At 68.8% G+C, this 13,043-nt stretch carries 11 protein-coding genes; 10 read left to right on the top strand and 1 reads right to left on the bottom strand.

Features of this window, described 5'->3' with window-relative positions:
* The first annotated feature begins 160 nt into the window (after window positions 1-160).
* From ABT288_RS41185 to ABT288_RS41145, 9 genes are all read left to right on the top strand, one after another.
* The gene (locus ABT288_RS41185; RefSeq protein ID WP_351619508.1) at window positions 161-952 is read left to right on the top strand and encodes an enhanced serine sensitivity protein SseB; all 792 of its coding nucleotides are present in this window, start codon (window positions 161-163) and stop codon (window positions 950-952) included.
* Between the two features lie 125 nt (window positions 953-1,077).
* Window positions 1,078-1,869, top strand: a complete 792-nt coding sequence (locus ABT288_RS41180; RefSeq protein WP_351619505.1) for an enhanced serine sensitivity protein SseB C-terminal domain-containing protein — start codon at window positions 1,078-1,080, stop codon at window positions 1,867-1,869.
* A 374-nt stretch (window positions 1,870-2,243) separates the two neighbouring features.
* Window positions 2,244-3,242, top strand: coding sequence for an ABC transporter permease (locus ABT288_RS41175; protein ID WP_351619503.1), 999 nt, complete (start codon window positions 2,244-2,246; stop codon window positions 3,240-3,242).
* 28 nt (window positions 3,243-3,270) lie between these two features.
* Window positions 3,271-5,010, top strand: coding sequence for an ABC transporter substrate-binding protein (locus ABT288_RS41170; RefSeq protein ID WP_450862415.1), 1,740 nt, complete (start codon window positions 3,271-3,273; stop codon window positions 5,008-5,010).
* A 90-nt stretch (window positions 5,011-5,100) separates the two neighbouring features.
* Complete coding sequence (locus tag ABT288_RS41165; protein ID WP_351619500.1) at window positions 5,101-6,111, top strand: ABC transporter permease; 1,011 nt, start codon at window positions 5,101-5,103, stop codon at window positions 6,109-6,111.
* A complete protein-coding gene (locus tag ABT288_RS41160; protein ID WP_351619497.1) occupies window positions 6,108-7,190 on the top strand; it encodes an ABC transporter ATP-binding protein in 1,083 nt (360 codons plus the stop codon). Before ABT288_RS41165 ends, ABT288_RS41160 begins: the two co-directional genes overlap by 4 nt.
* Before the next feature lie 11 nt (window positions 7,191-7,201).
* Complete coding sequence (locus tag ABT288_RS41155) at window positions 7,202-8,551, top strand: ABC transporter ATP-binding protein (RefSeq protein ID WP_351619510.1); 1,350 nt, start codon at window positions 7,202-7,204, stop codon at window positions 8,549-8,551.
* Window positions 8,552-8,651: 100 nt separating this feature from the next.
* The gene (locus ABT288_RS41150) at window positions 8,652-10,043 is read left to right on the top strand and encodes a M1 family metallopeptidase (protein ID WP_351619494.1); all 1,392 of its coding nucleotides are present in this window, start codon (window positions 8,652-8,654) and stop codon (window positions 10,041-10,043) included.
* Window positions 10,044-10,089: 46 nt separating this feature from the next.
* Window positions 10,090-10,749, top strand: a complete 660-nt coding sequence (locus tag ABT288_RS41145; RefSeq protein ID WP_351619491.1) for a trimeric intracellular cation channel family protein — start codon at window positions 10,090-10,092, stop codon at window positions 10,747-10,749.
* On the opposite strand, the gene ABT288_RS41140 is transcribed toward ABT288_RS41145, so the two are convergent.
* Window positions 10,658-11,956: an alpha/beta hydrolase gene (locus ABT288_RS41140; protein WP_351619489.1), complete on the bottom strand. Its 1,299-nt coding sequence runs from the start codon at window positions 11,954-11,956 to the stop codon at window positions 10,658-10,660. The two genes, ABT288_RS41145 and ABT288_RS41140, sit on opposite strands and share 92 nt — an antisense overlap.
* Before the next feature lie 174 nt (window positions 11,957-12,130).
* Between ABT288_RS41140 and ABT288_RS41135 the strand changes: the two genes are divergently transcribed.
* Window positions 12,131-12,994: a thioesterase family protein gene (locus ABT288_RS41135; RefSeq protein WP_351619486.1), complete on the top strand. Its 864-nt coding sequence runs from the start codon at window positions 12,131-12,133 to the stop codon at window positions 12,992-12,994.
* Window positions 12,995-13,043: the final 49 nt, after the last annotated feature.

Raw genomic sequence — 13,043 nt, 5'->3', positions numbered from 1 at the left:
CGAGCGCGGCGAGCTGCCCGCGGGCTGCGGCGCGGCCGTGCTGCTGGACCGCCCGGCGGCGGACGCCCTGCAGCGGATCATGTTCACGAGGTGAGGCGCTGTCACAGCCACCCGATAGCCTTCATGGTCACAGCAGTGGTTCCCAGCAGGCGGTAGGCAGATGGACTTCCCGGCGGACATTCCCGCGGACTTCCCGGCACAGGCGCACCCCCAGCCGCACGGCGGCTGGCCCGGCAACGAACTGGAGGAGGTGCTCTCGGCCTCCCTCGGCATACCCGCCGCGGCCGGCCGGATCATCGAGGTACTGGGGCGGAGCCTGCTCTGGATCCCGCTGCCGGCCGGCGGTGGCCCGGACAGCGGCGCCCTCGACCTGCCCACGCTGGACATCGACGGCCAGGCCTACGTCCCGGTGTTCAGCTCCGAGGAGCAGCTGCGCCAGGCGACCGGCTCCCACATGGCGTACACCATCGCCCCCGCCGTGGAGTTCGCCCGCGGCCTGCCCCCGCAGGTCGGCCTCGCGGTCAACCCCGACGCGCTGGTCGGCATCCCGCTCCCGCCCGCCGCGGTGGCCGAGCTGTGCCGGGCCGGCCGTACCCCGTTGGACGGCCCGAACACCGGCGCCCGGGTCCGCCTCTTCGAACCCGACTGGCAGGACGACCCGGTCGACTTCCTCTCCGCCGCGTCCGCCGAGTTCGCCGGGACCGGCGTGGTCCTCACCGCCCGCCGCTGCCTGGCCGCCATAGAGACGGACGACCCGGTGATGTTCGTGGGCGTGGAGCTCTCCCAGTGGGAGGGCGACCTGCGCACCCTGCCCCTGCAGGCCCTGGGCAGAGCCCTCGGCAAAGTCCCGGTCAGGTGGCCGGTCAACCTGGTCCTCATGGACGTCACGGACGACCCGGTGTCCGAATGGCTGAGGTCGAACGTCCGTCCCTTCTATCAGTACGGCCACTGAACTGCCCCAGGGGGCGCGAGGCTGTGTTCTGTATGCGGCTGCGCCGCGCACGCACCCGGGGCCCCGGGCCAGGAGGCGCATAAGCTGTCTCCCGACACCGGGGCACAAGAAGAAGGGCACGACAGGTGAGCGCGAGCCACAGCGGCAGCGTCAGCGTGGAACACACGCTGCGCCAGGTCACCCCCGGCCGCTACGACGCCTACGAGGCCCTGCTCCGCGCCCTCGCCACCCCGTCCTCCGGCCAGATCTGGATGCTCCTGTGGCACGGCCAGGCCGGCTCCCCGGACGCCCAGTACGGGAACATGGAGGTCGACGGCTTCCATTACGCCCCCTGCGTCACCTCCGCCCAGGAACTCTCGGCCAGCGGCTGGAACCGGTCGTACGAGGTCGTCGACGGGCTCGACGTGGCCCGCACCCTCTATCCCGACCACTACGGCCTCTGGCTCAACCCGCACGCCCCCGGCGGCGGCGTCGGCATCCCCTGGCTGGACCTGCGCCGCATCGCCACGGGCCTGGACCGCCAGCCCGCGGGCCCCCTCCGGCTGACCGAACCCGGCATCGAGATCCCGCAGTTCTACGCCCTCCTCGCGCAGAACGCCCACCGCACCCCGGCCCTGCGCTCCCTGCGCCGCGCCTGGGTGCAGCCGGCGCTCGGCGCGCCGTACCTCGCCATCGGCCTCGACGTGTACGACACCTCCCCGGCCGCGGTCGACTCGGTCCGCGCGATGATGCAGCAGTCCATCGGCGCGGTCCCGGAGGGCCTGCCGGTGTCGACGGTCGCCATGACCGACGACTACGACCCGGTCGTGATGTGGATGCGGGCCAACGCCCGGCCCTTCTACGACCGCGAGGCCCACGCGGCCCCGGCGCCGGCCGCCGGTCCCGGATACGGATACACGAGCCCGCGGCCCTACTGAGCCGCACCTCTGTGACGCCGGTCACCATGGCGTCTCCGGGGCTCTCAACTGCCCTGTCCGGCCGCCCGGTTCGAGGCGGAGTGCCCCTCATGTTCTCCGTCCGACAGGCGATCTTCCCTGTTCGGATAACGGATTCCCCTAGGCGGCATCACGTTTACGCATACTTTCTCCATCAGATCTGGCGCGTGATCGAGAGCGCGTTGAAGACTCGCCTCTCAAGACGCGAGGCCATCGATCCTGTGATCGAACCAGTCACAGGAACAGCTGGATCTCTGGGCCGTCACCCACGTGCGGCCGGCGCAGGTAAGTGAACCAAGCCGCCCACAGCGGCGGACAAAGGCCGGTCACCACCGGCGAGAGGGGTCAGGTCAACAGTGACCGCACCGATCGAGACCACCGGCGCGGAGGCCGGAGCGCCTCCCGAGTCCGTGCTCGCCGGGGCCAAGAAGAGCCAGATCGAAGGGCGTTCACTCAGCCAGATCGCCTGGACCCGGTTCAAGCGGGACAAGGTCGCCGTGGCAGGCGGGGTCGTCGTCATCCTGCTCGTGCTGATGGCGGTGTTCGCCAAGCCGATCGAGTGGATCTTCGGGCTCGACCCGGACAAGTTCCACCAGGATCTCATCGACCCGGCGCTCCTCGCACCCAAGAGCGGCTGGGGCGGCATGAGTTTGGCCCACCCGCTGGGTGTGGACCCGCAGTACGGCCGCGACATGCTCGCCCGCATCATCGACGGCTCCTGGGTCTCCCTCCTGGTCGCAGGTGGCGCCACCCTCCTCTCGGTGGTCATCGGCACCGTGCTCGGCGTCATCGCCGGCTACTACGGCGGCTGGGTCGACAGTCTCATCAGCAAGCTCATGGACACCTTCCTGGCGTTCCCGCTGCTGCTGTTCGCCATCGCCATCTCGGCCTCCGTGCAGGACGGCTTCTTCGGGCTCAACGGTCTGCCCCTGCGGATCTCCGTGCTGATCTTCGTGATCGGCTTCTTCAGCTGGCCGTACATCGGGCGTATCGTGCGCGCTCAGACGATGACCCTGCGCAGGCGGGAGTTCGTCGAGGCCGCCACCAGCCTGGGAGCCCGCGGTCCGTACATCCTGTTCCGGGAACTGCTCCCCAACCTCGTCGCGCCGATCCTCGTCTACTCGACGCTGATCATCCCGACGAACATCCTCTTCGAGGCCGCGCTGAGCTTCCTCGGAGTCGGCATCGCTCCGCCGCAGGCCTCCTGGGGCGGCATGCTCAGCAACGCCGTGGATCTCTACACCGCAGATCCGCAGTACATGTTCGTGCCCGGACTGGCGATCTTCATCACCGTCCTGGCCTTCAATCTGCTGGGTGACGGGCTGCGTGATGCGCTCGATCCTCGCAGCAAGTGATCCATCGATAGAGGGGGCTTTCCTCAACGTGAAGACCAGAAGGGTTATCACCGCCGTGGCCACGGTCACGGTGCTCTCCCTGAGCGCGGCCGCCTGTGGCGGTGGGAGCAAGAGCAGCAGTGGCGGCAGCGGCAGCAAGGACGCGGCGCTGGACTCCATCGCCAACGCGTCGAGCAAGAAGGGAGGTACGGTCACGCTGGAGGACTCCGACGTGCCGGACTCCCTGGACCCGGGCAACACCTACTACGGCTTCGTGCAGAACTTCTCGCGCCTGTACGCGCGGACGCTCGTCACGTTCAAGCCGGCCGCGGGCAAGGACGGCCTCACCGTCGTCCCGGACCTCGCGACGTCCCTGGGCACGCCCAGCAAGGACGCCAAGACCTGGACCTACCACCTGCGTCCGGGCCTGAAGTACGACGACGGGTCCCCGATCACGTCGAAGGACGTCAAGTACGCCATCGAGCGCTCCAACTTCGCGCCCGAGGCCCTGTCCAACGGCCCCACGTACTTCAAGTCGTACCTGGAGGGCGGCGACAAGTACAAGGGCCCCTACAAGGACAAGAACGGCCTGGCGTCCATCGCCACCCCGGACGACAACACGATCGTCTTCCACCTGAACCAGCCGTTCGCCGACTTCGACTACCTGGCGACCTTCTCCCAGACGGCCCCCGTGCCGCAGGCGAAGGACGACGGTGCCAAGTACGTCCAGCACATCGTGTCCTCCGGCCCCTACAAGTTCGCGTCGTACCAGGAGGGCGCCAGCGCCAGCCTCGTCCGCAACCCGAACTGGGACCCGAAGACGGACCCGATCCGCAAGGCGCTGCCGGACAAGATCAACGTCAAGTTCAAGGTCAACCCCGTCTCGATCGACAACGACCTGCTGGCTGACAAGATCACGGCCGACATCGCGGGCGCCGGTGTGCAGCCGCAGACCCAGCCGCGCGTCCTGAACGGCAAGTACGTCAAGCAGACGGACAACTCCTACGCCGGCGCCACCGAGTACATGGCGCTGAACCAGCACGTCGCGCCGTTCGACAACATTCACTGCCGCAAGGCCGTCCAGTGGGCGGTGGACAAGCAGTCGGCGCTCGACGCCATGGGTGGTGCGCCGAAGGGTGACGTCGCCACCACGCTGCTGCCGCCGACCGTCAACGGCTACGCCAAGTTCGACACGTACCCGACCCCGGGCAACAAGGGCGACGTGGCCAAGGCCAAGGACGAGCTGAAGCAGTGCGGCAAGCCGAACGGCTTCTCCACCACGCTGACGGCCCGTTCCGACCGTCCCGCCGAGGTCGCGGCCGCCACGGCCATCCAGAACTCGCTGAAGGCCGTTGGCATCCAGGCCGACATCAAGCAGTTCCCCGCCGGTAAGTACTTCTCCAACTTCGCCGGTGTCCCGAGCTACGTCCACGACCACAAGCTCGGCATGATGATGACGGCGTGGGGTGCCGACTGGCCCACGGGCTACGGCTTCCTGGACCAGATCATCGACGGTTCTGCCATCAAGCCCTCGGGCGGCAACAACCTGAGCGAGCTGGACGACCCGAAGATCAACGCGGCGCTCAAGGCCGCCATCGCCAACACCGATGCCGCCGCTCGCACCAAGGCCTGGGGCGACATCGACAAGATGGTGCAGGACAACGCCTCGATCGTCCCGCTCGTCTACCGCAAGAACCTGCTGATCAGGCCCACGTCCGCGACCAACGTCACGGTGACGCAGGCGTACCTCGGCATGTACGACTACCTGCTGCTGAGCTCCTCGAAGTAACAGCAGGCCGGATACCCCTGAAAGGCAGGTGAAGGCACCGGGTGGCCGGGGCGGACACACCCCGCCCCGGCCACCCGGAGCCGTACAGCTGTGGCTGCGTACATCATCCGACGCGTCTTCGGCGCCTTGGTACTGCTGCTGGTGGTCAGCGCAGTCACCTTCGCCATCTTCTTCCTGGTCCCCCGGCTCGGCGGCCAGACAGCCACCCAGCTGGCCACCCAGTACGTCGGCAAGGACGCCAACCCCGAGTCCATCGCCGCGATCAAGCACAACCTGGGTCTCGACCAGCCCATCTACGTTCAGTACTGGGACTACATCAAGGGCCTGTTCGTGGGCGCCGACTACAAGTTCGGCCCCGACGCGACGCACTGCAGCGCCCCCTGCTTCGGGTACTCCTTCAAGAGTCACGTCGAAGTGTGGCCCCAGCTCCAGCAGCGCATCCCGGTCTCCTTCTCGCTGGCTGTCGGCGCGGCGGTGCTCTGGCTGATCTTCGGTGTGACGACCGGTGTCGTCTCGGCGCTCCGCAAGGGCAAGCCGGTGGACCGCATCTCGATGTTCATCGCGCTCGCCGGCGTCTCGCTGCCGATCTTCTTCACCGGCCAGGTGATCAACGCGCTGTTCGTCTACCAGTGGCCCGTCTGGGACAGCACCGACTACGTGCCGTTCACCCAGAACCCGGCCGACTGGGCCTGGCACCTGCTGCTGCCCTGGATCAGCCTCGCGTTCCTCTTCTCCGCCACCTACGCCCGGCTCACCCGGGCGGGCATGCTGGAGACGATGAGCGAGGACTACATCCGGACGGCGCGCGCCAAGGGCCTCAAGGAGTCCGTGGTCGTCACCAAGCACGGGCTGCGTTCCACGCTCACCCCGATCGTGACCATCTTCGGTATGGACTTCGGCACCCTCATCGGTACCGCGGTGCTCACCGAGACCGTCTTCTCCCTGCAGGGTGTCGGCGCGTACTCCATCCAGGCCATCAAGGACAACGACCTGCCCATCGTGATGGGCGTGACCCTGGTCGCCGCGTTCTTCATCGTCTTCTGCAATCTCCTCGTCGACCTGGTGTACGCAGCCATCGACCCCCGCGTGAGGTACTCGTGAGCAAGCTCGAAAAGGCGGCGCTCGGCGAACCGGCCGACTCCGTCCCCACCGACGCCGACGACGCGTTCCTCTCCGTACGCGATCTGCGCATCCACTTCAACACCGACGACGGACTGGTCAAGTCGGTGGACGGCGTCAGCTTCGACGTGCGGCGGGGCAAGACCCTGGGCATCGTCGGTGAGTCCGGTTCCGGCAAGTCCGTCACCTCGCTCGGCGTGATGGGCCTGCACCGCTCGGCCAACGCCCGGGTCTCCGGCGAGGTGTGGCTGGACGGTCAGGAACTGATCGGCGCCGACCCGGACGAGGTCCGGCGGATGCGCGGCCGCAAGATGGCGATGATCTTCCAGGACCCGCTGTCCGCGATGCACCCCTACTACACGGTCGGTACGCAGATCATCGAGGCCTACCGGGTCCACCACAAGGTCAGCAAGAAGGTCGCCAAGCAGCGGGCGATCGAGATGCTGGACCGCGTGGGCATCCCGGAGCCGGCCAAGCGCGTCGACGGCTACCCGCACGAGTTCTCCGGCGGTATGCGCCAGCGCGCGATGATCGCGATGGCGCTGGTGAACAACCCCGAGCTGCTCATCGCCGACGAGCCGACCACCGCCCTGGACGTCACCGTGCAGGCGCAGATCCTGGACCTGATCCGGGATCTGCAGAAGGAGTTCGGCTCCGCGGTCATCATGATCACGCACGACCTCGGTGTGGTCGCCGAGATGGCCGACGACCTGCTGGTCATGTACGGCGGCCGGTGCGTGGAGCGCGGGCCGGCCGAGGAGGTCTTCTCGGCGCCCCGTCACCCCTACACCTGGGGCCTGCTCGGCTCGATGCCGCGGCTGGACCGGGAGGAGACCGACCGGCTCATCCCGGTCAAGGGCTCCCCGCCCTCCCTCATCAACGTCCCGTCCGGATGCGCCTTCAACCCGCGCTGCCCGTACGCGGACATCCCGAAGGACAACGTCACCCGCACGGTCCGCCCCGAGCTGACCGAGGTCGGCAGCGGACACTGGGCGGCCTGCCACATGACGCAGGAGCAGCGGGAGCGTATCTGGACCGAAGAGATTGCGCCGAAGCTGTGAGCGACGAAAAAGTGAGCATCCCCGCGCAGAGTGACGGTGCCACCGCCGAGGACTCCGCCGTCTCCGACGGCGAGATCCTGCTGAAGGTGACCGGGCTCCAGAAGCACTTCCCGATCCGCAAGGGCCTGCTGCAGCGGCAGGTCGGGGCCGTGCGCGCCGTCGACGGCATCGACTTCGAGGTGCGCAAGGGCGAGACCCTGGGCGTCGTGGGCGAGTCCGGCTGCGGCAAGTCGACCATGGGCCGGCTGATCACCCGGCTGCTCGAACCGACCGCAGGGCAGATCGAGTTCGAGGGCAAGGACATCACGCACCTCGGCGTCGGCGGGATGCGCCCGCTGCGCCGCGATGTGCAGATGATCTTCCAGGACCCGTACTCGTCGCTGAACCCGCGCCACACCATCGGCACGATCGTCGGCGCTCCCTTCAAGCTCCAGGGCGTCGAGCCCGAGGGCGGCATCAAGAAGGAGGTGCAGCGGCTGCTGTCGGTGGTCGGTCTCAACCCCGAGCACTACAACCGCTATCCGCACGAGTTCTCCGGCGGTCAGCGCCAGCGCATCGGCATCGCCCGCGCGCTCGCCCTGAAGCCGAAGCTGGTCGTCGCGGACGAGCCGGTCTCCGCATTGGACGTGTCGATCCAGGCGCAGGTCGTGAACCTCATGGACGACCTCCAGGAGGAGCTCGGCCTGACGTACGTGATCATCGCGCACGACCTGTCGGTCGTCCGGCACGTCTCGGACCGCATCGCGGTGATGTACCTCGGCAAGGTCGTGGAGCTCGCCGACCGGGACTCGCTGTACAAGGCGCCGATGCACCCGTACACCAAGGCGCTGATGTCGGCGGTGCCGATCCCGGACCCGAAGCGCAAGAACGCCAGGAGCGAGCGCATTCTGCTCAAGGGTGACGTGCCCTCCCCGATCGCGCCGCCGAGCGGCTGCCGCTTCCACACCCGGTGCTGGAAGGCCACGGAGATCTGCCGGTCCACCGAGCCGCAGCTGCTGGAGCTGAAGCCCGGTCAGCGGGTCGCCTGCCACCACCCGGAGAACTTCGCGGACCAGGCCCCGCAGGACACGGTTCTGCTCTCCGCGGCCAAGGAGGCGGCCGAACTGGTCGCCGACGAGGTCCTCGCGGAGTCGGCGGAGACGTCGGCGGCGGTGGCGGCGGAGCTGGCCGAGGAGGCGGCTGAGGAGACCTCCGAGGAGGCAGCCGAGGTGACCGCCGAAGAGACCGGCACCGCGGAGGAATCCACCGGGGAGACCTCCGAGGACACCCCCGAGGCGTCTGCCGAGGAGACCACCGGGGAGACCACCGAGGCGTCTGCCGAGGCCTCCGAGACCGAGTCCCAGGAGTCAACCGACAAGTAGCACATGACAACTGGGCAAAGTCATGTACATGCCCGAACGGGAGAGCGCACAGTCGTTCGTGTCCGACCACTGATCGGCACACGCTCGAAAGGGACGACTGATGGCACTCTCCCGTTCGGCACGTCTGGGGACTCTCGCGACCGCGGCGGTCTCCTTCCTCGTCATCGCCGCCGCGCCCGCGCCCACCCCCGGCGCTCCCGGCATCGGGGACCCCTACTTCCCGAACCTCGGCAACGGCGGCTTCGACGCCCTCCACTACGACCTCGACGTCGCCTACGCCCACGGCACCGGCCGCCTGGACGGCCGTACGACCCTCACCGCGCGCGCCACCCAGAACCTCTCCTCCTTCGACCTGGACCTGCAGCAGCTGGACGTCAGCCGTGTCGAAGTCGACGGCAGACGCACCGAGTTCACGCGCACCGGTGACGAACTCGTCATCACCCCGCGCCACGCCCTCGCCCGGGGCCGGGAGTTCCGGGTGTCCGTCACCTACGGCGGCATACCCCAGCCCCTCGGCGGGCCCATCGTGTTCGGCTCCAAGTACGGCTGGATGAAGACGGCCGACGGGGTCTTCGTGGCCTGCGAGCCCAACGCCGCCTCCACGTGGTTCCCGTCCAGCGACCACCCCGCCGACAAGGCCACCTACGACATCCGGATCAAGGCGCCGAAGGGCCTGACCGGCGTATCCAACGGCCGGCTGGTGTCGACGTACGACAAGGGCGGCTCGACGTACACCCACTGGCGCGAGTCCAGGCCGATGGCGACCTACCTCGCGACCGCCACCATCGGGAAGTTCGACGTCCGCACCGGGCGCACCCCCGGTGGCATCCCGATCTACGTCGCCATCGACCCGGTGCTGAAGAACAGCAACAGCGTCGACGTGTACGCCGTCACCGCCGCCGCCACCGACTACTGGTCGCAGATCTTCGGGCCGTACCCGTTCGAGGAGACCGGCGCGATCGTGGACGACATGCCCGAGGCCGGGTTCTCGCTGGAGGTGCAGAGCAAGCCCGTCTACTCGGCCGTGCGCAACGAGACGACCATCGTGCACGAACTGGCCCACCAGTGGTTCGGCGACTCGGTGAGCGTGGCGCAGTGGAAGGACATCTGGCTCAACGAGGGCTTCGCCACCTACGCCCAGTGGCTGTGGGCGGAGCACCAGGGGACCAGGTCGGCGCACGACTCCTTCCGCGCCGCCTACGACGCCCGCCCCGCCGACTCGTCCTTCTGGCAGATCAAGGTCGCCGACCCGCAGCGCGACACGATGTTCGCCTCCGCCGTCTACCAGCGCGGCGCGATGACGCTCCAGATGCTCCGGGAGCGGATCGGCGACCGGGCCTTCTTCCGGCTGCTGCCCGCCTGGACCAGGCTCCACCGGTACGGCAACGCGGACACCGCCGACTTCATCCGCCTCGCCGAGCGCGTCAGCGGCCGGCAGCTGGACGACCTGTTCCAGACCTGGCTGTTCACCACAGGGAAACCCGCGCTGTGACCTGGCTTTGTAAGGTTCACACCGTTCGACAGGTCAGAATGTAGGGGTGCAGCTCCAGCAACTCTTCAGTCCCTCCGTCCAGCACACGCTCGATGTCATCGGCATCTTCGTGTTCGCGATCTCCGGCGCGCTGCTGGCCGTCCGGAAGAACTTCGACATCTTCGGCATCGCCGTGCTCGCCGAGGTCACCGCGCTGGGCGGGGGACTGTTCCGCGACGTGGTCATCGGGGCCGTGCCCCCGGCCGCCTTCACCGACCTGGGGTACTTCCTGACCCCGCTGCTCGCCGCGCTCGTGGTCTTCTTCCTGCACCCGCACGTGGAACGCATCCAGGCGGCGGTGCTGGTCTTCGACGCGGCCGGCCTCGGCCTGTTCTGCGTCAGCGGTACGACGAAGGCGTACAGCTACGGCCTCAACCTGACCGCGTCGGCGACGCTGGGCCTCGCCACCGCGGTCGGCGGCGGCGTACTGCGGGACGTGCTGGCCAACGAGGTGCCCTCACTGCTGCGCTGGGACCGCGATCTGTACGCGGTCCCAGCGATCGTCGGCGCCACGATGGTGGTGCTGTGCATCCACTACGACGTCCTGACCCCCCTCACCAGTGGGCTCGCGGTCGTCACCGCCTTTGTGCTGCGCCTGCTCGCGATGCGGTTCCACTGGCGAGCTCCGCGTGCGTGGAACCGCCGGTCGACGGTGACCGAGGAGTAGTCCCGGCGGCCCCGGTGGTTCCGGCGGCGGTCCCGGTAAGAGAACCAGTCGTGCCGGTAAGAGACCGGTCGTGGCCCCGGGCGTGGTTCTGGCCCATCTCGAGGGTCAGCCAGCGGAACACCGTCGGGACCTGGGGTCGCCACAGCGCCATGTTGTGACCGCCCGCGCTGCGCGGGAGGAACACCACGTGCACGCTCGTGGGCGCCTTGGCGATGGCCTCCATGGCCACGCCCGCCTGGTAGCCGTCGCCGGACTCGCCCGAGATGTACAGCGCGATCGGCGGCGGCGTCGGAGCCTTCTTCAGCAGCAGGTAGGGGTTGTTCTCGTTGCGCACGGTGAGGTTCTGCGAGGCGAGGGAGTTGCGCTCGCCGATCGGGTCGTTGTAGCCGGACAGGCTCACGGCGGCCCGGTAGCGGTCCGGGTGGGCCACGGCCAGCTTGACCGCGCAGTGCGCGCCCGCCGAGTACCCGGCCGCGGCCCAGCCCTGCGGCGCCGGCTCGGCCCGGAAGTTGTCCATGACCATCTTCGGTACGTCGATGCTGAGCCAGGTGTCCGCGTTGACCTGACCGGGGATGTTGGCGCAGCCGGTGTCGACGCCCGCCAGCAGGTTGGTGCGCGGGGCGACCAGGATGAAGGGCGCCACCTGGCCGCTCTTCATCAGCGGCAGCAGCTGCTCGTGCGCCTTCATGGAGCCGAACCAGGCCTTCGCCGAACCGGGGTAGCCCGGCAGCAGTTCCACCACCGGGAACTTCTTGTTGCGGTAGGCCGGGTCGTCGTACTGCGGCGGCAGCCAGACGTAGACCTCGGCGTTCACCCCGGAGACGCGGCCCTTGAGCTGGGTGACCTTCACTCCGCCGGCCGCGTGCATGCCGGGACCGTCGGCCGCCGTGAAGGTCTGCTTGACCTTGGGCAACCGTTTCACCGCTATGCCGCCGGTGCCGTCGCGGCCCAGGTCCTGGGCCTGCTGGACGTGGTTGCCGGTGCCGAGCAGGTCGGCCCAGTTGTCGTACAGGTTGTTCTGGTTGTTGACCAGCACGAAGATCAGTGTGACGGCGGTGCCCTGGGCGAACAGCAGCATCAGCAGCCGGGCCGCGGTGCGCAGGGGCTTGGGCCCGCGCACCCGTGACCACAGGACGAGCGGCAGTATCAGTGCGACCACGGCCAGCAAGATGGTCGTGTAGAGGAACGGAGTCCCGGTGAGGCTCATGTCCCCATAGAGGGGAAACCGGCGCTCGAGGTTGTGGACGTGTCTGGACACTTACTTAGAAATTGCCGGAACCTCACCCGGGAGGCGGATCCCCGCCCGGCGGACGCCCGGCGGAACGGGCTCATCCAGCTCAAAAAGCTACCGCTTAGTAGTTTGCTGTTGTACCGTTCATCCATGCCAGAAGCAGCATCCGCACCCTCCCCGTCGCGGGCCGTGATCGGCGACAGTGAGTTCGACCGCGACACCGCGGTCACCCGGCGCGAGCCCGGCGTCTACGACATCGACCTCTCGGCCGGCTGGACCATCTTCAACGCCGTCAACGGCGGCTACCTGCTGGCCGTGCTGGGCCGGGCCCTCGCGGACGCGCTTCCGCACCGGGACCCGTTCACCGTCTCCGCGCACTACCTCACCGCGTCCCGCCCCGGCCCGGCGGTCGTCCGCACGGACTTGGTCCGCACCGGCCGCACCCTCTCCACCGGCCAGGCCTCCCTCTTCCAGTACGACGACGAGGGCAACGAGGTGGAACGCATCCGCGTCCTCGCCTCCTACGGCGACCTCACCGCCCTCCCCGACGACGTCCGTACGACCGCGACGCCGCCCGCGATCCCGCCGCTGGAAGAGTGCTTCGGCCCGGCGGACGGCCCTTCCCCGGTCGAGGGCGGCTCGGCGATCGCCGACCGCCTGATGCTCAAGCTGGACCCGGCGACCGTCGGCTGGGCCCTCGGCGCGCCGTCCGGCAAGGGGGAGATGCGGGCCTGGTTCGGCCTGGCCGACGGCCGTGACGCCGACCCCCTGTCCCTGCTGCTCGCGGTGGACGCCCTGCCGCCCACGGCCTTCGAGCTCGGCCTGAAGGGCTGGGTGCCCACGGTCGAGCTCACCGTCCACGTCCGCCGCCGCCCGGCCCCCGGCCCGCTGCGGGTGTCCATCACCACCCGCAACCTGGCCGGCGGCTTCCTGGAGGAGGACGCCGAGGTCTGGGACACCGAGAACCACCTGGTCGCCCAGTCCCGCCAGCTGGCCCGGGTGAGGCTGGGCTAACCCGGATCTCCGACGGCTCGGCCGGAACGGGCCCGGGCCGCGGTGGCCT

Source organism: Streptomyces sp. NPDC001093 (assembly GCF_040298985.1).
Classification (GTDB): Bacteria; Actinomycetota; Actinomycetes; order Streptomycetales; family Streptomycetaceae; genus Streptomyces.
Note: the sequence above shows the minus strand (reverse complement) of the source record. Positions and strands in the feature narration are given on the sequence as shown.